The 22664-nt window shown below is 67.6% G+C and carries 19 protein-coding genes; 8 read left to right on the top strand and 11 right to left on the bottom strand.

Going from position 1 to position 22664, the window contains the following annotated elements:
- The first annotated feature begins 49 nt into the window (after window positions 1-49).
- Window positions 50-787, top strand: coding sequence for an endonuclease/exonuclease/phosphatase family protein (locus E5790_RS13260; RefSeq protein WP_021202520.1), 738 nt, complete (start codon window positions 50-52; stop codon window positions 785-787).
- A gap of 112 nt (window positions 788-899) precedes the next feature.
- On the opposite strand, the gene E5790_RS13255 is transcribed toward E5790_RS13260, so the two are convergent.
- Window positions 900-1769: an EamA family transporter gene (locus tag E5790_RS13255; protein ID WP_046432514.1), complete on the bottom strand. Its 870-nt coding sequence runs from the start codon at window positions 1767-1769 to the stop codon at window positions 900-902.
- A 72-nt stretch (window positions 1770-1841) separates the two neighbouring features.
- Here E5790_RS13255 and E5790_RS13250 point away from each other — a divergent pair, with 72 nt between their 5' ends.
- From E5790_RS13250 to fhuE, 3 genes are all read left to right on the top strand, one after another.
- Complete coding sequence (locus E5790_RS13250) at window positions 1842-2324, top strand: Lrp/AsnC family transcriptional regulator (RefSeq protein ID WP_111205679.1); 483 nt, start codon at window positions 1842-1844, stop codon at window positions 2322-2324.
- A 77-nt stretch (window positions 2325-2401) separates the two neighbouring features.
- Window positions 2402-2953 (top strand): M23 family metallopeptidase, encoded by a 552-nt coding sequence (locus E5790_RS13245; RefSeq protein ID WP_111205678.1) that lies wholly within the window; start codon window positions 2402-2404, stop codon window positions 2951-2953.
- Between the two features lie 185 nt (window positions 2954-3138).
- Entirely contained in the window at window positions 3139-5298 is a 2160-nt protein-coding gene (gene fhuE / locus E5790_RS13240; protein WP_111205677.1) for a ferric-rhodotorulic acid/ferric-coprogen receptor FhuE, read from the top strand.
- A 132-nt stretch (window positions 5299-5430) separates the two neighbouring features.
- On the opposite strand, the gene E5790_RS13235 is transcribed toward fhuE, so the two are convergent.
- The 3 genes from E5790_RS13235 to E5790_RS13225 all read right to left on the bottom strand — a co-directional run bounded on the left by E5790_RS13235 (window position 5431) and on the right by E5790_RS13225 (window position 9450).
- Window positions 5431-8292, bottom strand: coding sequence for a TonB-dependent receptor (locus E5790_RS13235; protein WP_032957323.1), 2862 nt, complete (start codon window positions 8290-8292; stop codon window positions 5431-5433).
- 271 nt (window positions 8293-8563) lie between these two features.
- Window positions 8564-8938, bottom strand: coding sequence for a biopolymer transporter ExbD (locus tag E5790_RS13230; RefSeq protein ID WP_014648409.1), 375 nt, complete (start codon window positions 8936-8938; stop codon window positions 8564-8566).
- A 104-nt stretch (window positions 8939-9042) separates the two neighbouring features.
- On the bottom strand, window positions 9043-9450 hold the full coding sequence (locus E5790_RS13225) for a biopolymer transporter ExbD (RefSeq protein WP_014648410.1): 408 nt from the start codon (window positions 9448-9450) through the stop codon (window positions 9043-9045).
- A 151-nt stretch (window positions 9451-9601) separates the two neighbouring features.
- Between E5790_RS13225 and E5790_RS13220 the strand changes: the two genes are divergently transcribed.
- Complete coding sequence (locus tag E5790_RS13220) at window positions 9602-11587, top strand: transglycosylase SLT domain-containing protein (protein WP_111205675.1); 1986 nt, start codon at window positions 9602-9604, stop codon at window positions 11585-11587.
- A 206-nt stretch (window positions 11588-11793) separates the two neighbouring features.
- Window positions 11794-13014, top strand: a complete 1221-nt coding sequence (locus E5790_RS13215) for a multifunctional CCA addition/repair protein (protein WP_053495110.1) — start codon at window positions 11794-11796, stop codon at window positions 13012-13014.
- Window positions 13015-13093: 79 nt separating this feature from the next.
- Here the strand turns inward: E5790_RS13215 and E5790_RS13210 are convergent, their stop codons facing one another.
- The 3 genes from E5790_RS13210 to E5790_RS13200 are packed head-to-tail and all read right to left on the bottom strand — an operon-like array spanning window position 13094 to window position 14929.
- On the bottom strand, window positions 13094-13528 hold the full coding sequence (locus E5790_RS13210) for an SseB family protein (protein WP_005419309.1): 435 nt from the start codon (window positions 13526-13528) through the stop codon (window positions 13094-13096).
- Between the two features lie 49 nt (window positions 13529-13577).
- On the bottom strand, window positions 13578-13913 hold the full coding sequence (locus tag E5790_RS13205) for a hypothetical protein (RefSeq protein ID WP_014648413.1): 336 nt from the start codon (window positions 13911-13913) through the stop codon (window positions 13578-13580).
- On the bottom strand, window positions 13910-14929 hold the full coding sequence (locus tag E5790_RS13200) for a S41 family peptidase (RefSeq protein WP_229653786.1): 1020 nt from the start codon (window positions 14927-14929) through the stop codon (window positions 13910-13912). The genes E5790_RS13205 and E5790_RS13200 overlap by 4 nt, the downstream gene beginning before the upstream one ends.
- A 393-nt stretch (window positions 14930-15322) precedes the next feature.
- On the opposite strand from E5790_RS13200, the gene E5790_RS13195 reads away from it, so the two are divergent.
- Entirely contained in the window at window positions 15323-15757 is a 435-nt protein-coding gene (locus E5790_RS13195) for a hypothetical protein (RefSeq protein WP_111205673.1), read from the top strand.
- A gap of 31 nt (window positions 15758-15788) precedes the next feature.
- Window positions 15789-16211, top strand: a complete 423-nt coding sequence (locus E5790_RS13190; RefSeq protein WP_136191763.1) for a hypothetical protein — start codon at window positions 15789-15791, stop codon at window positions 16209-16211.
- On the opposite strand, the gene E5790_RS13185 is transcribed toward E5790_RS13190, so the two are convergent.
- The 4 genes from E5790_RS13185 to E5790_RS13170 all read right to left on the bottom strand — a co-directional run bounded on the left by E5790_RS13185 (window position 16130) and on the right by E5790_RS13170 (window position 22657).
- Window positions 16130-19156: an autotransporter outer membrane beta-barrel domain-containing protein gene (locus tag E5790_RS13185; protein ID WP_111205671.1), complete on the bottom strand. Its 3027-nt coding sequence runs from the start codon at window positions 19154-19156 to the stop codon at window positions 16130-16132. The two genes, E5790_RS13190 and E5790_RS13185, sit on opposite strands and share 82 nt — an antisense overlap.
- Before the next feature lie 257 nt (window positions 19157-19413).
- On the bottom strand, window positions 19414-20481 hold the full coding sequence (locus E5790_RS13180; protein WP_111205670.1) for a heparan-alpha-glucosaminide N-acetyltransferase domain-containing protein: 1068 nt from the start codon (window positions 20479-20481) through the stop codon (window positions 19414-19416).
- Window positions 20481-21629: an N-acetylglucosamine-6-phosphate deacetylase gene (gene nagA / locus E5790_RS13175; protein WP_111205669.1), complete on the bottom strand. Its 1149-nt coding sequence runs from the start codon at window positions 21627-21629 to the stop codon at window positions 20481-20483. The genes E5790_RS13180 and nagA overlap by 1 nt, the downstream gene beginning before the upstream one ends.
- Window positions 21629-22657 (bottom strand): SIS domain-containing protein, encoded by a 1029-nt coding sequence (locus tag E5790_RS13170; RefSeq protein ID WP_049439950.1) that lies wholly within the window; start codon window positions 22655-22657, stop codon window positions 21629-21631. The genes nagA and E5790_RS13170 overlap by 1 nt, the downstream gene beginning before the upstream one ends.
- Window positions 22658-22664 lie beyond the last annotated feature (7 nt).

Genomic DNA, 22664 nt, shown 5'->3' with positions numbered 1-22664 from the left:
AGAGAAGCATTTCCCGGCCGTGAATTCCCCCCGTACACGGACCCTGCGCTTGCTGACGGCCAACATCCAGGCCGGCTCAAGTACTCGCCGCTACAGCGACTATGTGACCCGCAGCTGGTCACATGCGCTGCCGGCGGGGCGCAAGCGCAGCAGCCTGGACGCGATCGCCACCCTGGCGCGCGACCATGACATCGTCGGCCTGCAGGAGGCCGATCCGGGCAGCCTGCGCTCGGGCTTCACCAACCAGACCCACTACCTGGCCCAGCGCGCCGGCTTCAACTACTGGAGCCACCAGCCGAACCGGCGCATGGGCGGCGTGGCATCCAGTGCCAATGGCCTGCTGAGCAAGCTGGAACCGGTGGAAGTGCAGGACCATGCCCTGCCCGGCCGCATCGGCGGGCGCGGCGTGCTGCTGGCCAAGTTCGGCGATGGTACCGATGGCCTGGCGGTGGCGGTGGCGCATCTGTCATTGGGCGCGGGCTCGCGGATGTCGCAGCTGGGCTTCATCGCCGAGCTGCTGTCCGACCACCCCAACGCGGTGCTGATGGGCGACTTCAACTGCCTGGCCGAACGCCCGGAAATGCAGGTGCTGTACCAGAAGACCCGGCTGCAGCCCCCGGGCTGCATCGTGCCGACCTTCCCCAGCTGGCGCCCCGACCGCGCCATCGACCACATCCTGGTCAGCAGTGGCCTGCAGACTCGTACCGTGGAAGCCGTACCAGCCGCGTTCTCCGATCACCTCGCCCTGGCGATGCAGATCGACGTCCCGGCCGACGCCCTGCGCTGACCCGCCGTTACGGTAGGTGCGGACCGTTGGTCCGCACGCTCTGCGCCGGGCGCCGCCCGGCGCTCCCCTAAATCGGGGCATAAACGACTTAATCCCCTCCGTCCCCTTTTTTTCAGGCGGTGACGGGTGCCTTCAGGCGCCGCGCGGTCGTCGTGCTGCCCACCGAGGCCAGCACCGTGCAGCCGATCGCCAGCCACTGCAGCCCATGCAGGTGCTCGTGCAGCAGCAGCATCGCCCACAGCGCGGCCACCGCCGGTTCCATGCTGATCAGGATGCCGAAGGTCTCCTTCGGCAGCCGCTTGAGCGCCATCATCTCCAGTGACATCGGGATCGCGCTGGACACCAGCGCCACCAGCAGCCCGGCGGCCAGGATCTTCGGATCGAGCAGCGCGGCGCCGGCGTGCACCACGCCCACCGGCACCACCACCAGCGACGCCGCCAGCAGCCCCAGCGACACCGAATGCCCGGCATGCAGGTGGCCGGCACGCTTGCCGAACACGATGTACAGGCCCCAGCACGCCGCAGCCCCCATCGCATACAGCACGCCAGCGGGATCCAGCGCCGGACCACCGCCGATCGGCAGCAGCAACAGCAGCCCCACCGCCGCACAGCCCACCCAGAGGAAATCGATCGGCCGTCGCGACGACAGCATGGCCACCGTCAGCGGCCCGGTGAATTCGATGGCCACCGCGATGCCGAAGGGAATGGTGCGCAGGGCCATGTAGAACAGCAGGTTCATCAGGCCCAGGGTGAGGCCGTAGCGCAGGATGGTGATCGCATCCGGGCGGCTGGTCTTCCAGCGCCATGGCCGCCAGAACAGCAGCAGCAACAGGGCCGAGAAGCCCACGCGCAGCGCGCTGGTGCCCTGCGCGCCGATCAGCGGGAACAGGTGTTTTGCATAGGAGGTGCCGATGGCCAGCGAGGTGACCGAGCCGAGCACCGCCAGCGCCGGCAACATCGGCGCGAGTCGTGAGGTCTGCATGGGCAAAGTCTATTGCGCCAGCGCCGAGCACTTGGCTCAATTGACGGCCCGTTCGTGCAACTTCTGCTCGCCATGGCCACCGCCCCCGTGCTCGACAGCTTCGACCGCGCCATCCTCGACCTGCTGCAACGGGACAACACCCTGCCGCAGCGCGAAATCGCCGAGGCCGTGCACCTGTCCACACCGGCCGTGCAGCGCCGCATCAAGCGCCTGCAGGACAGCGGCGTGATCGCGGCCAATGTGGCGGTGATCGCCGCCGCCCAGGTCGGGCGGCCACTGACCATCATCGTCGAGGTGCGCGTGGTCAGCGAGCAGCGTGAACGCGTAGCGCCGTTCAAGCGCCGCGTACAGGACGACCCGGCCGTGCAGCAGTGCTACTCGATCACTGGCGACGGCGATTTCCTGCTGCTGCTTTCGGCGGCGTCGATGGAAGAGTACGAGGCCATTACCGAGCGGTTGTTCGGCGGCGATGACAACATCGAACGCTTCAGAACGTCGGTGGCACTGGGGACGTTGAAGCGGAGTTTCGAAGTGCCGCTGCTGCCAGGCCTGTAGAGTCGAGCCATGCTCGACTGCCTTCTGATCGCAACGCAACAGCAGTCGAGCATGGCTCGACTCTACACTTTGAAACCATGAGTACACCGCCCTCCCCCGCCCGTCGCCAGCGCCGCTGGCTGCTGCGTGGCCTAGGGCTGGCCATCGCCATCGTCGCCGCTATGGCGCTGTGGAACAGCCCATGGGCCGCTGCACCGAAGCTGCTGTGGACACTCTCGCGGATGTCTCCGGCCACCGAACTTCCGGTGCCGGTGGAGGGCGTCCGTCCCCGGCAGATCGCCGATACCTTCGGCGCGCCACGTGGCCGTGACCGCTCCCACGCCGGCATCGACATCTTCGCCAAGCGCGGCACCGCGGTGCGCAGCGTCACTGCCGGCGTCATCGCGGACGTCAGCGAGCGCGGCCTCGGTGGCCGCCAGGTCTGGGTGATCGGGCCCGGGCGCGAACGTTACTACTACGCCCATCTGGACGACTGGGCCGAGGGCCTGGCGCGCGGCCAGGTGGTCCAGGCCGGCGACCTGCTCGGGCATGTAGGCGACAGCGGCAATGCCAAGGGCACGCCGCCCCACCTGCACTGGGGCATCTACGGCGCCGATGGCGCGCGCGATCCGCTGCCGCTGCTGCGCTGAACCCCATGCGCTGCGTCGCGGCCCGCGTGAGTGCCTACCTCGTTCATGATTTGTAAATAGGAATAGTTCGTATTACCATTTCTTTCGTTTCCGGTGGTGCCAGGACGGCCTGCCCGCCCGTTTCCCACCCGTAGCGCCTCGCCTTCTGGATGCCGGCCGAGCGCGCGTGCTCGTCCAGGACCCCCATGACCTGTTCCGCCTTCCGTATCCCGCAGCCGCAGCGGCTGTCCGTTGCCGTACTCGTTGCACTCTGCGCCCTGGCCCCGGCCGCCTTCGCCGACACCGCCGCCGACCCGACCACGCTGGACAAGGTCGTGGTCAAGGGCGAACGCGCCGAAGGCTATTCGGTGCGCCGCACCTCGGCCGGTACCCGCTTCGACCTGGCACCGCGCGAGATCCCGCAGTCGGTCAGCATCATCAGCCACCAGCGCATCGAAGATCAGAAGCTCGACGACATCATCGACGTGCTGGCCAACACCACCGGCGTGACCAGCACCCAGTCCGACAGCGAGCGCACCGAGTTCTACGCGCGTGGGTTCTACATCGACGCCTACCAGTTCGACGGCCTGCCGACGCAGATGGTGCAGAACTGGAGCTACGGTGACTCCGGCCTGGATCTGGCGCTGTACGACCGCGTGGAAGTGGTGCGCGGCGCCACCGGCCTGCTCAGCGGCGCCGGCAACCCGTCCGCTTCGGTGAACCTGATCCGCAAGCATGCCGACAGCGCCGAGCTGACCGGCAGCGTGTCGGTGAACGTCGGCAGCTGGGGCCGCACCCGCACCACGGTGGATGTGGGCAGCGCGCTCAACGCCAGCGGCAGCGTGCGCGGTCGCGTGATCGGCAGCTACCTGGATACCGACGGCCAGATGGACCGCTACAACCAGCGCAAGACGCTGGGCTACGCCGTCATTGATGCCGACCTGACCCCGGGCACCCAGCTGAGCGTGGGCTACGACTACCAGCAGAAGCGCGCCAATGGTGCGACCTGGGGCGGCTTCCCGATGCTGTATTCGGATGGCTCGCGCACCGGCTACGACGGATCGTTCAACGCCAGCCCGGAGTGGACCTATTGGGACACCACCAGCAAGCGGGCCTTCGCCACCCTGCAACACGCCTTCAGCAACGGCTGGAAGTTCAAGGTGGGTGCCACGCACGATGAGACCAGGGCCGACGACAAGCTGTTCTACCCCGCCTACAACGACTGGACCACGGGCGCCTCGAACTTCGACCGGACCACTGGCGCGGGCATCTCGCCGTCCGCAGGCCTGTACAACACCGAGCGCAAGATCACTGGCGTCGACGGCTACGTGGATGGCCCGTTCCAGCTGTTTGGCCGCGAGCACCAGCTGATGGCCGGCCTCAGCTACAACAGGCGCGAGTACGCCAACTACGGCGACTACCAGGTCGGTGGCCCGGGCCAGCCCTGGGATCCGTTCGCCAGCTATCTGAACTGGACGGGCAAGATCGGTGAGCCGAACTGGAACCCGCTGGCCCTGGCCAGCGAGGGCACCATCACGCAGAAGGCCGGTTACGCGGCCGCTCGCCTGTCGCTGGCCGATCCGCTGAAGCTGATCATCGGCGCACGCTACACCGACTGGAAGAGCGAGGGTGAAGGCGCCGACCGCGCGCACAAGGTGACCACGCCGTACGCTGGCCTGGTCTTCGACATCAACGGGACGTACTCGACCTACGCCAGCTACACCGAGATTTTCCAGCCGCAGACGCTGAAGGACCGCAATGGCGGCTACCTCGATCCGGTCGATGGAAAGAGCTACGAAGTGGGCGTCAAGAGCGCGTGGTTCGACAACCGCCTGAACGCCTCGCTGGCCGTGTTCCGCATCGAACAGGACAACGTCGGCCAGGCCACCGGTGAACCCGTGCAGGGCAGCCAGAACGAGTTCGCCTATCGCGCTGCACGCGGCACCGTCAGCCGCGGCTTCGAGTTCGAGCTGAACGGCGAACTCGCCCCGGGCTGGAATGCGACCTTCGGTGCGTCGCGCTATGTGGCCAAGGACATCAACGGCGCCGACATCAACACCAACCTGCCGCAGACCGCATTGAAGCTGTTCACCAGCTACACCCCGCAGTCGCTGCAGGCACTGACCGTCGGCGGCGGCGCCAACTGGCAGAACCGCATCTACTACCCGGTGCCGGCCTACGGCCGCATCGAACAGAGCGGCTACGCGCTGGTCAGCGCCTTCGTGCGTTACCGCATCTCGCCGGAGTTCAGCGTGCAGGCCAACCTCAACAACCTGCTGGACAAGAAGTACCTGTCGCAGATCAACGGCTACGGTGCCTACGGCGATGGCCGCAATGGCTCGCTGACGTTCACCTGGGCGTTCTGATCAGACGCGGGGTTCGCACGCCCCGCACCTGTAGAGCCGAGCCCATGCTCGGCTCAGAGAATCAGCCGAGCGCGGGCTCGGCTCTACACCCGCAAGGCAGCGCCGGAACTGACCGGCGCTGCCACCGTCACATCAGAAGCGCAGGTCCGCGCGCAGGTACCAGTAACGGCCACGCGGGATGTCGTAGGTCGAAGCGTCGTAGCCGTTCAACGAGCACGACAGGCAGATCGGCGGATCCTTGTCGAACACGTTGTTCAGGCCCGCGGTCAGCTGCAGCCCCTTCATCCAGTCGATCTTGTAGCCCACCTGCATGTCGTGGAAGGTGGTGGCCGACAGCGTGTTGGTGCCCGCAGCCTGGTTGCTGCACACCGGGAAGGCCGCCGCATCGCCGCAGTTCTCGGTCAGCTCGGAGATGTGGCGCACCGTCCAGTTGGCGCTCCAGCGATCCATCGTCCAGCCGAGGCTGGCATTGCTGGTCCACTCCGGGATCGAGCTGTCGGCCACTTCCACGCCCGGCTTCTGCGGCTGCTTCTGCCCGGCCGCGCCAGTGGCCTCGTAACGGCCGACGAAGGTGTTCTTCCACCCCAGCTTGAACTGGCCGATGGAGGTCTGCGGCAGCGTCCAGAACAGATCCACGTCCCAACCGTCGGTCTTGATCGAACCCAGGTTGGTCAGGCGGTTGTTGAAGCTGCTGACCGCACCGGTGCTGGCACGGGTGATGCCGTTGCAGTAGATCGGGTCCAGTGTATCCACGCACAGGTCCAGCTGGGTCTGCGCGTTGATGGCCTGGATCGCACCATCGATGGCATGGCGGTAGAAAGTGACTTCCACATCGAAGCGCTCCGACCACGAGGCGTTGTTGCCGAACCACGGGCTCCACACGAAGCCCGCGCTGAAGCTGCGCGAGCGTTCCGGGTCCAGCTCGCGGTTGCCGCCGGTGGTCACCGAGATCTGCGAGTTGGCCTGCTGGAAGCCGGCCGGGACGCCCAGTGCAGCACAGTTGGCCGCGCTGCCACGCGGCGGCGTGCCGCCCAGGCCCACCGAGCACGGATCGAACAGCTGCAGGTCGGCACGTGCGGCAGAGCCGTACAGCTCACCGATGGACGGTGCGCGGAAGCCCTCGGCGTACGTGGTGCGCAGCACGAAGTCATCGGTCACCTGCCAGCGCAGGCCGTACTTGGGCGTGAACTCGCCGCCGAAGGTGGAGTAGTCCGAATAGCGGCCGGCCAGGCTCAGGTCCAGCTTCTTGCCGAACGAGGAGTCGGCGAAGATCGGCACGCTCAACTCCAGGTAGGCCTCGTTGACGTCGTAGGAACCGGAGGTCGGTTGCGACGGCACGCCGTTGTAGTGGCCGATCACCGTCAGCGGATCGGGCTGGTAGGCGCCCTTGTACTTGCGGTACTCGAAGCCGGTGGCGAAGGACACCGGACCGGCCGGCAGCGAGAACAGCTCGCTGGACAGGTTGGCGGTGAACAGGCTCAGTTCGTTCTGGCTGCGGTCGCGCACCACCGGCTGGATCCACTTCAGCATGTCCGGGGTGATCGAACCGGCGCCACCGAAGATGTTCAACGGCACGCAGCCAGGCGTGGCCGCGCACACCGCGGGATCGCCCAGCGCCATGTTCACCTTGTAGATGTCATAGCTGCCGTAGTTGGTCTGCTCGGCCTTGTTCTTGCTGTACATGCCGTTGACGTCCCAGTACCAGCTGCGGTCGGCGGCATGGAAGTCACCGACCAGGCCGGTGGCGAAGTAGGTGGTGTCCACTTTCTGCTTGAACACGCGCGCACCGCCCTCCACCGGGCGACGACCGATCAGGCTCATGTTGTCGCCGGAGACGAGATCGAAGCCGAACGGGTTGTACGGGTTCAGGCGCGAGACCACGATGTTGTCGGCCAACGGATTGCCGGTGGCGCCATCGGGGCCGAAGAACAGCGGCTCGGGGCCGGCCTGGTTGGTCGACTCGCGGCGGTTGCCCAGCGCCTTGATGTACCACTGCACGTTGTCGGTGATGTCAAAGCGGAACTGGCCGAACAGGCCTTTGCGCTCCGACGGCGTCAGCACCATGTTGTATTCGGCGAAGTTGAAGCGGTCGGCGGTGGTGAAGCAGTGATAGTCATCCGTGCGGCTGCAGCCGGCACTGCCGTCGTACCGCGGATTGCTCACGCCGGTATTGGGCACGATGTTCTGCACCGCACCGGTGTTCGGGTCGGTGAACATGAAACGGCCCTGCGGAATACCACCGCTGCCGAACGCCAGGCCGGTACCGGGAATGGGGAAGCGCGACTGCTCGCGATCCTTGGCGAATACCGGGTCCTGCTTGGTCCAGCTGGCGCCCAGGAACAGGCTGAAGCGATCGCCACTCTTGCCCCAGGCCAGGTCCACGCCCTTCTGCGTGCCGTCGCCCTTGCTGTACTCGCCGTAGTTCAGCGTCACCTGCCCACCATCGAAATCGCGGCGGGTGATGATGTTGACCACGCCGGCGATGGCATCGGAGCCGTACAGCGACGAAGCACCGTCCTCCAGCACCTCGATGCGCTCGACGATGGCCAGCGGAATGGTGTTGAGGTCGGTGGCCGAGCCCACACCGGACGCCGACGATTCATTGACCCAGCGGATGCCGTCGACCAGCACCAGCACGCGCTTGGCACCCAGGTGGCGCAGATCGACCTGCGCCGAGCCGGCACCCACGCCACTGCCATCGGGCGGGAAACCGAAGTTGCCGGACGAGTTGAACTTGGCGTTGAGCGCAGAGCCGGAACCGGTGAGCTGCTGCAGCACTTCGCCGATCGAGGTCAGGCCGGTGCGTTCGATGTCGCCACGGGTCAGGGTCTGGATCGGGACCTGGCCCTCTACTTCAGCGCGCTTGATGCGGGTACCGGTGACTTCCACCGCGTCGAGGTTGGTGGTGGATTGTGCAGCGGCACCCAGGGGTGCCAAGGCCATCACGCACAGCGTGACGGCAACCGCCAACGGGCGGTGGTGCAGGTGCTTCATTCGCTCTCTCTCCAAAGGAATGTCGGGACATGGACTGCCGCGCTCCCCCCTGCATGGCGGCAGCGTCTCCTTTGTAAACAAGCGGTAAAAATCACGGCGTGATGATCGACACTCTTTCACGCGGAATTGACGCAATTGACAGCCATTTACGTCAGATGAGGACCGTTTAGAACCGGACGGTACTGTTCACCGCCCTCCACTTTGATGCCGGCTGCGTCAGCGCGCGCCGAGATCCGCCACAACTCATCAAGGGGACTTGTCGGTGCAGGCGCTAGTGACCGGGCGCGTCGACGCGCAGCCCATGCTGGCTCACGGCCAGCAGCACGCGTGCCATGTCTTCGTAGTCGGTGTCGTCGGCGGTCGCCAGGTGCACCCAGGGGCGATGCTGCTGCGGCATCTGCTGCGCCTGCACCAGGTGCCGCTGCAACGCGACAGCGTCGAGCGGCTGGCCATTCCAGAACATCGCCCCCGCCGCGTCGATGCGCAGGTGGATCGGCTGGGGTGAGGACGCCGGCCAGGGTGGGCACGAGGTGCGCTGCTGGAGCGCCAGGAGGCCGGTCGCCTGCGCCATCGGCAGCGCGGTGATCACCAGCGCCAGCAACACCAGCAACACATCCACCAGCGGTGCCAGATTGGGGGCGGCCATCAGTGAGGCCGCGTGCTGTATCCCGTATCGCATGCCACGTTCCCTCGCAGGAAGAGCGGCCTGCCGATGGCAGGCCGCCCGTTGCCGGACTCACCGCACGAAACTCACCGCACGAAGGCAATGCGCTCCATGCCAGTGGCTTCGGCCGCAGCCAATATCCGCGCCATGCCTTCGTACTCGGCCGCCGGATCGGTGGCGATGCGCAGCTCCGGCAGGTTGCCGGCATGCTCGCCGGCCTGCGCCTGCAGGCGCCCCTGCAGATCGCCGATCGCCATCGGCTGGCCATCCCAGCTCAGCTGGTTCGACGCATCCAGTCGCAGCTCGATCGGCGGCGGCGGTTCGGGGCGATCGATCGTGCGATCGGTGGCCTGTGGCAACTGCACGGGAATCGGCCGGGCCACGATCGGCGCGGTTACGATGAAGATGATCAACAGCACCAGCATCACATCCACCAGTGGCGTGACATTGATGTCCGCCAGCGGGCCGCTTCTTCCTGCGCTACTGAACGCCATGTGCCGCTCCCTGCAGCCGGGCCGTTCGCCCAAGGCCGACGTTACGACGCCTGCGCCCGCCTGCGGCAGGGGCCTGTGCGGAGTCATTCAGCTATCGTTGCCCACGCATTGCGTGCACGCAATGCGAAACTGAATTCAGCCACTGCCCGCTATGCTGCATGCCATGACCCGACGCTCTTCGACCGCCCTGTCCCTGCTGCCCTTGGCCACCACGCTGCTGATCGGCTGCGCCAATGCCCAGTCCCTCGATGCCCAGAACGCGCAGTTGAAAGCCGCGATCGCGGCCGCCGAACGCGGCCAGTTCGATCCTGGCCAGGCCGCTGCGCTCAGCCGCCATCCGGCGTATGGCTGGCTGGAGTACGCCAACCTGCGCCGCAACATCGACACCGTCGATACCGCGCAGGCACAGGCCTTCCTCAAGCGCTATGAGGGCCAGGCCGTGGCCAGCACGTTCCGCAGCGTGTGGCTGCCCTCGCTCGCCCGCCGCCAGGACTGGCCGACCCTGCTGGCCAACTGGGCGCCCACCGACAACGCCGGCCTGCGCTGTGCGCAGCTGACCGCGCGCCAGGTGACCGGCAAGGCCGATCCGCAGTGGATCAGCGAAGCACAGGAGCTGTGGCGCAAGAACGGCAAGCCGCTGCCGGACAGCTGCGATGCGGTGTTCACCGTGCTGCAGGCACAAGGCGGCCTGAGCGACGCCCTGCGCTGGGAACGGATCGATGCTGCCGCCGACGCGCGGCAGCCCGCCGTGATGCGCAGCGCGGCCCGCGGCCTGCCTGCCACTGACCTGGCACTGGCCAACACTTACGCCGCCTTCGTCGACAAGCCCAACGCCAGCGCCCTGAACTGGCCCCGCAACGAGCGCAGCCGGCGCATCGCCACCGATGGCCTGGCCAAGCTGGCCAAGGCCGACCCGGCCGCCACCGAACAGCAGCTGCCGCAGTACGCGCAGGCACTGGGGCTGAGTGCCGCCCAGCAGGGCCAGGTGCTGTACCAGATCGCGCTGTGGACGGTGGCGTCCTACCTGCCCGATTCGGCACGCCGCCTCAACGCGGTGCCGGAGTCGGCCTATGACGAACGCCTGCACGAGTGGCGCGTGCGCGAAGCGATGTCCCGCGGCGACTGGACCGCGGCGCTGACCGCCATCCGCAAGATGGGCAGCAAGCAGCGCAGCGACCCGCGCTGGCGCTACTTCGAAGGCCGCATGCTGGAGAAGACCGGCCAGGCCCAGCAGGCGCAGCCGCTGTTCCGCGAGGCCGCGCGTGCATCGACCTTCCACGGCTTCCTCGCCGCCGACAAGCTGCAGCAGGGCTACACGCTGTGCCCGTGGCAGCCCAACGACAGCGCGCAGGCTCAGGCGGTGATCGCGCGCGACCCGGCCATCCAGCGCGCAATGGCGTTGTACCAGATCGATCGCGCTGGCTGGGCCGTGGCCGAATGGAACAGTGCACTGTCGCGCTTCGATGACACCCAGCGTCGCCTCGCCGTGCGCGTGGCGCAGGACAACGGCTGGTTCGACCGCGCCGTGTTCGCGCTCGGCAAGCAGCCGCAGGAGCAGCGCCTGTACGACCTGCGCTTCCCGCTGCACCACGACGCCACCATCCGCCGCGAATCGGCACGCAACGCAATCGACCCGGCCTGGGTGGCGGCGGAGATCCGCGCCGAGAGCACCTTCACCCCGCGTGCGCGCTCGCCTGCCAACGCCATGGGCCTGATGCAGGTGCTGCCAGCCACCGGTGCCGGCGTGGCCAAGTCGATCGGCCTGACCGGCTACGGCGGCGCCGACAGCCTGTACGACCCGGACACCAACATCGCCATCGGCACCGCCTACCTGCGCCAGTTGATGAACAAGTACGACGGCCTGCCCTACGTGACCATCGCCGCGTACAACGCCGGCCCGACCCCGACCGCACGCTGGCAGAGCCAGCGCCCGGGCTTTGATCCGGACCTGTGGATCGAGACCATCAGCTACAAGGAAACCCGCGAGTACGTGGCCCGCGTGCTGGCCTTCAGCGTGATCTACGACTGGCGCCTCAATGGTGATGCGCTGCCGCTGAGCGATCGCCTGATGGGCCGCCTGGTGGACAAGCGCAAGCGCTTCAGCTGCGCCGCCAACGCCGACCAGGGCGGCGATTGATCGCACTGCGGTCGTGCCGGCCGCTGGCCGGCACGACCCGGTATCCACTCCTTGGGGAGGGAAACGATGAGCCTGCTGGCCTGGATCGGGCTGGACGCTGTATCGATAGTGCAGGCCGCTGGCCGGCAGCTTCGGGGTGACTGCGGTTGCCGGCCAGCGGCCGGCACTACCGGTGCGTCTGCGCCGGGCATGCGATGATTCCAGCCATGAAGATCTATCTTGTCGGCGGCGCCGTGCGTGACCGCCTGCTGCAGCGACCTGCCGGCGACCATGACTGGGTGGTGGTCGGCGCCACGCCCGCGCAGATGGAAGCGCAGGGCTTCACCGCCGTCGGCCGCGATTTCCCGGTGTTCCTGCACCCGAAGACCGCTGAGGAATACGCGCTGGCGCGCACCGAGCGCAAATCCGGCCGTGGCTACCGCGGCTTCGTGGTCGATGCCGACCCGGCAGTGACGCTGGAAGAAGACCTGCAGCGCCGCGACTTCACCATCAACGCGATTGCCTGCGACGAAGACACCGGCACGCTGGTCGATCCCTACGGCGGTGTGCGCGATATCGAGCAACGCGTGCTGCGCCATGTCGGCCCCGCGTTCGTGGAAGATCCATTGCGCGTGCTGCGCGCGGCCCGGTTCATGGCGCGCTTCGCACCGCTGGGCTTCACCGTCGCCGAAGAGACCATGGCGCTGATGCGCGAGGTCGCCGCCAGCGGCGAGCTGGACGCGCTGGTGCCCGAGCGCGTCTGGCAGGAGCTGCGCAAGGCGCTGGTCAGTGAACGGCCCTCCGCCTTCCTGCGCACGCTGCACGATGCGCAGGCACTGGGTCCGATCCTGCCCGAGCTGGAAGCGCTGTATGGCGTGCCGCAACGTGCTGAGTTCCACCCCGAGGTCGATACCGGCATCCATCAGGAAATGGTCAGCGACACCGCCGCGAAACTGGCGCCGGGCGATGACCTGGTCGGCTTTGCCGCGCTTACCCATGACCTGGGCAAGGGCCTGACCCCGCCGGAGGAGTGGCCGCGCCACATCATGCACGAGCAGCGCGGCATCAAGCCCTTGAAGGCACTGTGTGCGCGGTTGAAGATTCCCGCCGAACACCAGCAGCTGGCCGAAGCGGTGTGTCGCGAGCACTTGAACGTGCACCGCATCGACGAACTGCGCGATGCCACCGTGCTGGAACTGCTGGGCCGCTGTGATGCGCTGCGCCGGCCGGAACGCGTGGCCCGCATCGCACTGTGCTGCGAGGCCGACAAGCGCGGCCGGCTCGGCTTCGAGGACGCCGACTACCCCCAGGGCGAAACGCTCAAGCGCCTGCACCAAGCGGCGCTGTCAGTGCAGGCGCGGGATCTGGATACCACGCATCTGAAGGGCCCGGCCATCGGCGAAGCGCTGGCCAAGGCGCGGGTGAAAGCCATCGCCGCCGCCCGCTGATCCGCAACCGCCGTGGCGGCCGCGCACCCACTCCCATGGGTAGTGCCGGCCGCTGGCCGGCACCCCTATATCACTGGCTTCAGTGCGCCATCCCACGGGTAATCGCCGCCGCACGCTGCTTCAGCTGGGCCACGGCATCGGGAATCATCTCCATGCCCACGTCCAGGCCCGGGTTCAGCACCAGGCCGACGCCGTCGCCGATACCGGCCAGCAGCGCGTGCACCGCGATCGGCATGGCATGGGCAAACTGCGGCAGCTGCTCGTGCCACAAGCCAGCGCGCTCGGGCGCGGTGAACACCGCGAACATCGGCTCGCCGCTCTCGCTGGTCAGCACCAGCGGCGAGATGCTCTCGTCCCAGGCGCCATCCTCACCAATGGCCTTGTCCAGCAGCACGAACGCCGTCGAGGTCAGCAGGCCGTCGAGGAACTGCGCTGCGGTCAGCGTGCCGTCCTGGGCCTGCAGCAGGCGCACCTCGAGGTCGTTGAGGGGTTCGAACGGGGTGTCGTGGTCCATGGTCGGTTCCGGTACGTGGTTGCAGGGCAGACTTTAACAGGCCCGGTCCTCAACCGATGTATCCGTGCCGCCACATCCAACCGGCCACCGCCAGCGCGGCGACCCCCACCAGCATCAACGGCAGGCCGAAGCGGTGCCGCCACGGGATCGGCACCCCGCCCAGCTGCTGGTCCATGGTCTCGGTATCGAGCACCCAGCCGTGCTCGCACCGGGTGCAGGCCAGCTCGTAGCGGCGCTGGTAGGTGAAGCCGAACAGCAGGTCGATGCGCGCCATCTTGTAGCGCAGCTGCGGCGCGAACTCGGTTTCCGTCTGGCAGCGCAGGCAGTGGTGCGCTTCGGTGGGGCCGACGATCAGCACCCGTTCCTGTTGGCCGATCAGGATCATGTCCGGTTGCCCTGGCAGGCGGGCTGGGCCAGCAGCCAGGCCTGGGCGGCGGCCACAGTGGCGGCATCACCCTCGACGCGCTGGTCGGGTTCGATCTTCAAGCCATCGCCACGATCATTGCGGTCCCGCATCACGCTGGTGGTCAGCAGCAGCGCGCTGCCATCAGCCAGCGGCCGCATCACGTTAGCGGTGGACAGCCCCGAGGTGGGCTGGCCGAAACTGCGCGTCTGCGGCCGGCCGCGGAAGGAAAGTACGGTGGCCTCTCCGGAGCTGGCAGTGCGCGGGCCGGTCAGCACGGCGACCGGCGCGCCCGGATGTTTGAGCAGATAGCCGGGCCCACCAAGATCGATCCGCACGCGATCGCCAAGACGCACACTGGATGAGGTCAGCTGCCAGAGCGACGGACCATCTGCGGCAGCGAAGGAACCCACGTTCTCGTCGGCGCTGGGCGTGACCCGCAACAGCGGTGCCACGCCCAGCAGCATCGGCCACATGTTGCCACCGGTGTTGTCGCGCAGATCGACAATCCAGCCGCAGCGGCTGCCGTTGTCCTGGTCATCGATGATCGCCTGCCAGCGCTTGGCACGCTCCTTCATCTGCTGGTGCGCCGTCGGGCCCTGCATGACACCGTAGCCCTCGATCTCCACCCAGCCGATGCGCGGGTCCGGTGCTCCGGCCAGGGCCGTCGTTGCTTTCGGAGCCGCTGTCGCTGCGCCATTGGCGCGCTCCAAGCGTTCTGCCTTCGCCTGCAGCTGCTTTGCGCTGATCCAAGCGCCGTGCCCGCCGGAACTGCGACCGATGGCCTGCCGGAGCACTGCGCGGACCTCAGCCGGGTCGTTCTGCGCCGCCTTCAGGCGCGTGCGGATGGCCCGCCAGTCCACCCGGTCGCGGTACAGCGATTCCTTCTCCAGCATGTCCAGCAACTGGACCTGTGCCTGTGCTGTCGGCAGGTCGATGGCGTCTGGTGCCACGGCCTGTGCGGTGGTGCAGAACAGGGCGCCCAGTGCAGTGGCCATCACGCGGAGATCAATAGACATTCGACGTTCCTTCGTCGTGAGCAAGTACCGCAGCATACGCGCTTGCCGCCGCCGTTGCGTGTCGGCTTTGGCACTCCCATGCAGGGCATGATTTACAACTTTGCTCATGTCGTTGTTCGAGTGAAAGCGCGAAGTTGGCTGTGCCAACGTACGTTGCGCTGGCCGGGATTGGCGTCCCGAATCAAACATCGAAGCGATCGATTTGCCGCATCAGCGGCAATCGCGACAATGCACCGGCTTGCCCATGGTGGGCGGTGCGTGGGGATCCTCGTGATCCGTCGGCTTTTTCGCTTTGATTTTGACCGGCACGCCAACCCGCACCGCCCGCCACCTTGCGCTTCGCAGGTGGCCTCGCCTCGTGAGGTTGCCGCCATGAACACGCCCCACCCCACCTACCCACGCCTGCAGGCCCTGCTCGGCGCTGCACTTCCCGGCCTGCAGCTGTCCACTGCCGTCGCCGAAGCGTTGGAAGACGCACTCGCCGAAGCCAACGAACAGGCGCCGCCGTCGGCGTTCTTCGCCCGGTTGCGCGGCATCGCTCACAGCCACGCGGCCGACGGCCAGGCGTGGCGCGAACGGCAACTCAGCGAGGCGCGCGGCCGGCACCTGGCCGAGGCGACGCGCTGCCTGGCGGCGGTGTCTGCGTGTGGGGGCATCTTGTTGGCGGCGCAGTCGGCACGCGAGATGGATGATGCGCAGGCGCAGTGTCCGCCGCAGGTGGAGGAAGGCCTGCTGCATGCGGTGGTGGTGCTGGCCGATCATGCCGGGGCGCTGGTGGAACCGGATGCGTGCGCACCGCTGCTGTAGAGCCGAGCCTATGCTCAGCTGCGCGGAGGTCATGGCGCCGGTGGGATTCGTGCCGACCAAGGTCGGCACCTACCAGAGCAGTGTCATGGCGCCGGTGGGATTCGTGCCGACCAAGGTCGGCACCTACCTGAGCAACGTCATGGCGCCGGTGGGATTCGTGCCGACCAAGGTCGGCACCTGCCAGAGCAGCGTCATGGCGCCGGTGGGATTCGTGCCGACCAAGGTCGGCACCTACCAGAGCAGCGTCATGGCGCCGGCGGGATTCGTGCCGACCAAGATCGGCACCTACCTGAGCAACGTCATGGCGCCGGTGGGATTCGTGCCGACCAAGGTCGGCACCTACCAGAGCGGGTCGGACATCTGCACCGGGCGCTACCAGTCCGCGCGCAGGCCGATGTTGCCTTCGATGATGCGGCGCTTCTCGTTGCGGTCGCCGCCCAGTTCGCGCGTGTAGTCGGCCACGGCATAGGCGCTGATCGTTCGGTTGAAACGCCCGACCACACCCACGCCGGCTTCCAGCGCGCGTGAGCGCTGCGAATTGATGATCACGTCGTCGTCGAAACGGATGCGGTCTTCACCAGAACGGCCATGCCAGTAATTGAGCTTGAAATACGGCTGCCAGCCGTTGTCAGCCAGCTGGTAATCGCCGGCAAGACGCAGGCCGATGCGGCCGGTCCAGGCGTTGTCGTTGTCGAAGCGCACACTCGATACTTCATCGCGACGGTCATCCAGCGAAGTGCGCTGCCAGATCACCTGCACCTGCGGTTCCAGCCACCATGCGGACTGCCCGAAGTGCAGCAGCGGCTTGCCCGCCTCCACCGACACGCTGGTACCGTCGCCGCTCAGGCCGAAGCCGAGCCCACGCGAGGAACGCACGCGGCCGTCGTAGCGGCTCTGCATCGCCACGGCGTCGATGTAACCCCCACTGCTATCGGTGAAGGTCCAGTACAGGCCCACGTGCTTGTCATCCAGGCGGTTCTGGCCTACCTGCACGTTCTCCCAGCCCAGTGCCAGACCCGTGGTCTTGCCCTGCGCGCGGGTGCGGCCAACGAATACGCCGATCTGGTTGCGGTGGTTGTCAGACGCCGCAGCCCACACGTCGAGACCGGCCTGCAGGCCCATCACATCGCCATCGAAGCCCGGCTGCGCATCACCCTTCCAGTGGATCTCGCTGCCGTGCCCCACCAACCGGCCCCAGGCGGTGCGGAATATGCCCTGGTTGTACAGCAGGCGCTGTTCGCCCTGCCGCTCGTGGAAGGTACCGAGGCTGGCCAGCGAGGTCTCGCGCAGCAGCGGTGGCACCACGGCGTAGGCGGCGGTCTCCACGCGGTACAGCGGCACCACCGCGCCTTCGGCCGGGCGTGCACCCGGCGTTGGTGGGGTGCCGGTACCGGGCAACGCACCGCCGGCCACCGGCACGTCCGGCACCGCCGGGTCGCTGGGCGGCGCCACCGGCGCCGGTTCCGGTGGCGGCGGTGGCGGCGCGGCCTCGCCGGCGGTCAGGTTCGGATCGGTAGCGCCTTCAGGCGGCGGCGGCGGTGCCGGGGTGATCGCCGGCGGCGGTGCGACCGGCGGCGTCAGGGGCGGTGGCGTGGCAGTGCCGCCGCCGTTGGGTGCCGGCGTTGGTCCGGTCACCAGCGTCGATCGCAGGTACCAGTTCTCGCTGGTGCCGGCGCTGACACCACCCTTGAACAGGAAGTACTCGTAGGCACCGGCTGCAACCGGTGCGAACAGCGAGAACGCGCCCGGCGCAGTGCGGCCACCATTCAAGGCCTGCACCACCAGGATGCCATCGGCCAGCGTGGCGGCGCCGCTGCCGCCGGCATTGAGCACGCCGATGCCGGTGGTACCGGTGGCGGTTCCGCCATCGATCACCAGGCGGTCGCTGCTGGAATTGTCCGCACCCAGCACGGTACGCAGGTACAGGCCACCGCCGTCACCACGGTAGTTGCCACGCACGGTGAACACGTCGCCTGCGCCGGTGCCGGTCAGGTCGATGCGCCCGGCATTGACCATCTCCACCAGTGCACCACTGTTGAACGGACGGACTGCATGGCCGCCACTGCCCGCGTAGACGGTGCTGGTGTCGTCCACGGTGAACGTGCCGGTGCCGGTTCCGCTGTCGCCCAGCACCAGGTCGCCATCAAAGGTCAGCTCGGTGCTGTTGGCCAGGCTGATCGCCTCCCAGTTCTGGAAGCGGCCCACGCCGGCAGTCTTGACGTTGTGGAAGTTGAGCTGGTCGATGCCACCGCCACCGTCGAACATCGGCACCGCCCCCAGGTTGCCCTGGTTGAGGTTGCCGAGGTTGGCGACGTCGCTGTCCGGCCCCATGTCGATCGCGCCGTAGACGATGCCGCCGCCATTCCAGTTGAAGGTGTCGTTGCCGGTACTGAGCAGTACCTGCCCGCGCACGGTGCCGTCGGTGATGGTCACGCTGTCGTTGCCGCCGCTGACGCTGATGTTGCCGCCGATGTAGGCGGTACCCGAGATGATGATGGTGTCGGTATCGAAGCCGGTCACCACGTTGCCGTCCACGGTGCCGCCGGACTGGTCCCACAGGTTCTTGTCCAGCTTCATGTTGACCCGGCCGATGCGGCCAGCGGTCATCCACGCCTGGTCACCATCCTCGAACGCACCGATGATGCGGCCACCGCTCATGCGGAAGGTATCGATGTTGTCGCCCTGCTGCAGCGCGCCGACCGTGCCGCCACTCATGACGAAATCATCGCGGCCACTGCCCTGCGCCACCACGCCGGTGACGGTGCCGCCGGTGACGGTCATCTGGTCATCGCCGCTGCCCTGGTCGACGCTGTCGATCGTACCGTTGCCCAGCAGCAGCGCATCATTGCCATCGCCCTGCAGCACACTGCCGCTGATGCTGCCAGCCTGCATGTCCAGGCGATCATTTCCGGCACCGAACTGCACGCCGGTGCGCCCGCTGATCGTTCCGCGGTTGACCAGCACGCTGTCGCCCGCGCCGACGAACTGCAGGGCGGTGTTGTTGCCGGTGCTGATGCTGCCCGAGTTCTCGACGCGGCTGCCGCCACCGAGCTGCACCGCCACGCCGCCCACCGAACTGATCGTGCCCAGGTTGGACAACAGGTGCCCACCGGCCCCGACAAGCGAAATCGCGCTGCTGCCACCGCTTTGCTGCAGCTGCGCCGTGCTGGCGACAGTGACGGTGATGCCGGCGGCGCCATTGGCGGTGACGGGAACGGTCTGCGGGTTCGGCGCATTGGCATCGCAGGTGACCGTCTGGCCGGCGACGGGGGCGACGCTGTCACAGCCGGCCCAGGCGGCGCTGGCGGTCAACAGCATGACGGAGGGAACAGCCAAAGCCTGCAGTACGGAAACAGTGAGGCGGCGCATACGCACTGCGCGCGGGACGGCACGGGACATACAGCACTCCTGGACAGGGGATCAGGAACTGCGGATATGCGGTACTGCGAGCGAAGTCTGCGCCATGGTGAACGGTTTCGGCAGGTGAATTTGCGTGCCGATCATCACAGTTCAGATGCGAACTTGATCGGGCATCACCTGGCCTCTACGTGCCTGAAATCGTTCATCTTTGCGGGGTCATGCCCTGCCTGGATGAGGTGGCCTCCCGGGGTTGGGTCAGAGCCCTTTCCTGCGGAAAGGGATCCGACCCGGAGCCGTCAGATCTTCAGATAGATCTTCCGCCGGTCCAGCCACCACGCCACGCCCCACCACAGCGCGACGAACGCCAGCGCCTGCAGCATCGACGCCAGCTCGAGCGCGTGCGGCATCGCGGCGGCCAGTTGCTGCCAGATCCAGCCCCACGCGCCGGTCGCCATCAGCGCCACCGACATCACCGACGCGCCAAGATATGCGGTAATTGCGTTGACCCCGAAACGGCGGCCCAGCGGCGGCCATCGCTTCTGGTCGATCAACACGTGGCCCAGCCACAGCGCCAGCGCGGCCAGGCCGCCGGTCCACAGCACATAGCTGGGCGTCCACAGCTGCTTGTTCAACGGCAGCACCGTGGCCAGCAGCAGCCCCAGCACGGCGGTTGCCACACCCAGGCCAGCCAATGCCGCCGCACGACCGTTGCGCAGCAGGCCACCGGCAATCAGGCCGAGCACGGTACTGGCCAGCGCACCCAGCGTGCTCAGCAATCCTTCCGGGTCATGGCCCAGTCCGGTATCGGCGTGCCACTGGTAGATCCACGGTGCGAACAGCGTGGTGTCCAGGCGGCTGGCCGGGTTGGTCCATGGCGCCAGATCACCGATGCCCAGCAGCAGCACGGTGTAGCCCACCAGCAGCGTGACCAGCACGCCAGCCTGCACGCGCGGCCGCGCATACACCGCCAGAACACCCACCAACGCTGCGCATACCGCAATCCGCTGCAGCACGCCCCAGATGCGGAAGTGATGGGTATGCAGCGCCCACCAGATCAACAGGTGCAGCAACGCGCCGGCGAGCAGGATGCGCAGTGCACGCTCCAGCACCCCGCGCGCCAATGCTGGCCGTGCAGCGGCATCCAGCGCGCGCGGTGCCACGCTGAAGGCCATCGACATACCCACCAGGAACAGGAAGAACGGGAACACCAGGTCGGTGGGCGTGCAGCCATGCCATTCCGAGTGACGCAGCGGCGCGAACACCGCACTCCAGTCGCCCGGATTGTTGACCAGCAGCATCGCCGCCACGGTGATGCCGCGCAGGGCATCGATCGAGCCCAGACGGCGTGGCGGCGTACTGTTCATCAGGCGGCCTCGTACTGTCCGGCAATCCAGGTACCACGCACCTGCAGGGCGTCATCCAGCAGCACCAGGTCGGCCTGGTAGCCCTCGGCGATGTGGCCAAGGCGGTCGTCGACGTTGAGGAACTGCGCCGGATAGGTCGACGCCATGCGCGCCGCTTCGGCCAGCGGTTGGCCGAGCAGCTGCACGGTATTGCGCACGGCGGTGGCCATGTCCAGCGCCGAGCCGGCCAACGAACCGGCGGCATTGCGCACCACGCCATCGATGGCGGTGATGGTTTCGCCATACAGCACGTAGCTGGGATCGTCGGCTCCAACCGGCGGCATCGCATCGGTCACCAGCAGCAGGCGACCGCACGGCTTGGCCGCCAACGCCACGCGCAGGCTGGCCGGGTGCACATGCACGCCATCGACGATGATGCCGATCCAGCTGTCGCGGTCTTCCAGCGCAGCGCCCACCGCGCCGGGCTCACGCCCCTGCAGCGGCGACATCGCGTTGTACAGATGGGTGAAGCCGCGCACGCCGGCATCCAGGCCGGCGCGGATCTCTTCGTAGGTGCCTGCAGTGTGCCCAGCAGCGACGATCACGCCGCGCTCGACCAGCGCACGGATGGTCTCCAGCGGCACGCGCTCCGGCGCCAGCGTCAGCAGGGTCACGCCATTGTCCAGCGACGCGGCCAGTGCGATCTCTTCTTCATCCGGCACGCGGAACTTGCTGGCATCGTGCGTGCCCTTGCGCGCCGGCGCGATGTACGGGCCTTCCAGGTGGATGCCGATCACGCCCGGCACGCCCTGCGTGATGGCCTCGCGCATCGCGCCGATGGCTTCGCGCATCACCGCCACGTCATCGCTGATCAGCGTCGGCAGCATCGCGGTGGTACCGAAGCGGCGGTGCGCCTGCGCGATGGTGCGCAGTGCCGCCACGTCCGGCGTGTTGTTGAACAGCGCGCCGCCGCCGCCATTGACCTGCACATCGATGAAGCCGGGCAGCAGCCAGCCGCCCCCCAGGTCCACCTGCTCGGCCGCGTGACCCAGCTGCGGTGCTGCGTCGGGCAGCAGCGCGCTGATGCGACCGTCCTCGATCACCACCGCCAGGTCGTCGCGGAACTCATCGCCGGCCAGGATGCGGGCATTGCGCAGCACCGTCACCATCACACCGTCTCCGTAACCTTGTTCAGATGCGGCGGCAGGTCCGGGTTGAAGCCACGGCGCAGCGCCAGCGCATTGATGGCGCGATAGAAGCTCTGCACGGTCAATAGCGGTGCGCACAGCGGATGCGGTGCGGCCGCCACCGGCAGGTTGCCGCCAGCACCGGCCAACCATACCTGCGCGCCGCGTGCGGTGAACTCATCGACCACCGCACGGGTACCGGCGCCGGTTTCGTCCGGCTGGGCGAAGGCCAGCACCGGGAAACCACGATCAACCAGCGCCATCGGACCGTGCTTCACTTCAGCCGAGCTGTAGGCTTCGGCGTGCAGGCTGCAGGTTTCCTTGAACTTCAGCGCCGCTTCCTGCGCCGCACCCAGGCCCAGGCCGCGGCCGAGCACGAACAGGTTGGTGGCCTCGACCAGGCCCTCGGTCACCGCGCTCCAGTCGCACTGCCAGGCTTCACGCATCGCGTCCGGCAGCAGGTCCAGCGCCGCACGCAGGCTGCTGTCCTGCTTCCAGTACGCGGCCAGCTGCAGCAATGCGGCCAGCGAGGCCAGGTAGCTCTTGGTCGCTGCAACGCTCTTCTCGGGGCCGGCATGCAGCGGGATGACCGTGTCGGCCAACTGCGCCAGCGGTGAATCCTCGACGTTGACCAGCGCGATCACGCGCGCGCCGGCGGCCTTGGCCGCCTCGGCGTTGCGCAGCAGGTCCGGGCTCTTGCCCGACTGCGAAATGACGATGAACAGTGCGCCGCGCAGCTGCAATGGTGCGGCGTAGACCGAGCCCACCGATGGCGAGGCCGACGCGACCACCAGCCCCAGCTGGGTTTCCAGCAGGTACTTGCCATAGGTGGCGGCGTGGTCGGAGCTGCCGCGTGCACAGGTGACCACGAACGGCGGCGGCGCGGCACGCAGGCTGGCGGCCAGGGTTTCCAGGGTGGCGTGGTTTCGCGAGAACTGGCGCGCGACCACGTCGGCCGCTTCAGCGGCCTCGGCGAACATCAGGGTAGCGGTGGGGTCTGACAGCGACATGGCAGGC

The sequence above is a fragment of the Stenotrophomonas sp. PAMC25021 genome (assembly GCF_004795795.1).
In the GTDB taxonomy this organism is placed as follows: domain Bacteria; phylum Pseudomonadota; class Gammaproteobacteria; order Xanthomonadales; family Xanthomonadaceae; genus Stenotrophomonas; species Stenotrophomonas muris.
Note: the sequence above shows the minus strand (reverse complement) of the source record. Positions and strands in the feature narration are given on the sequence as shown.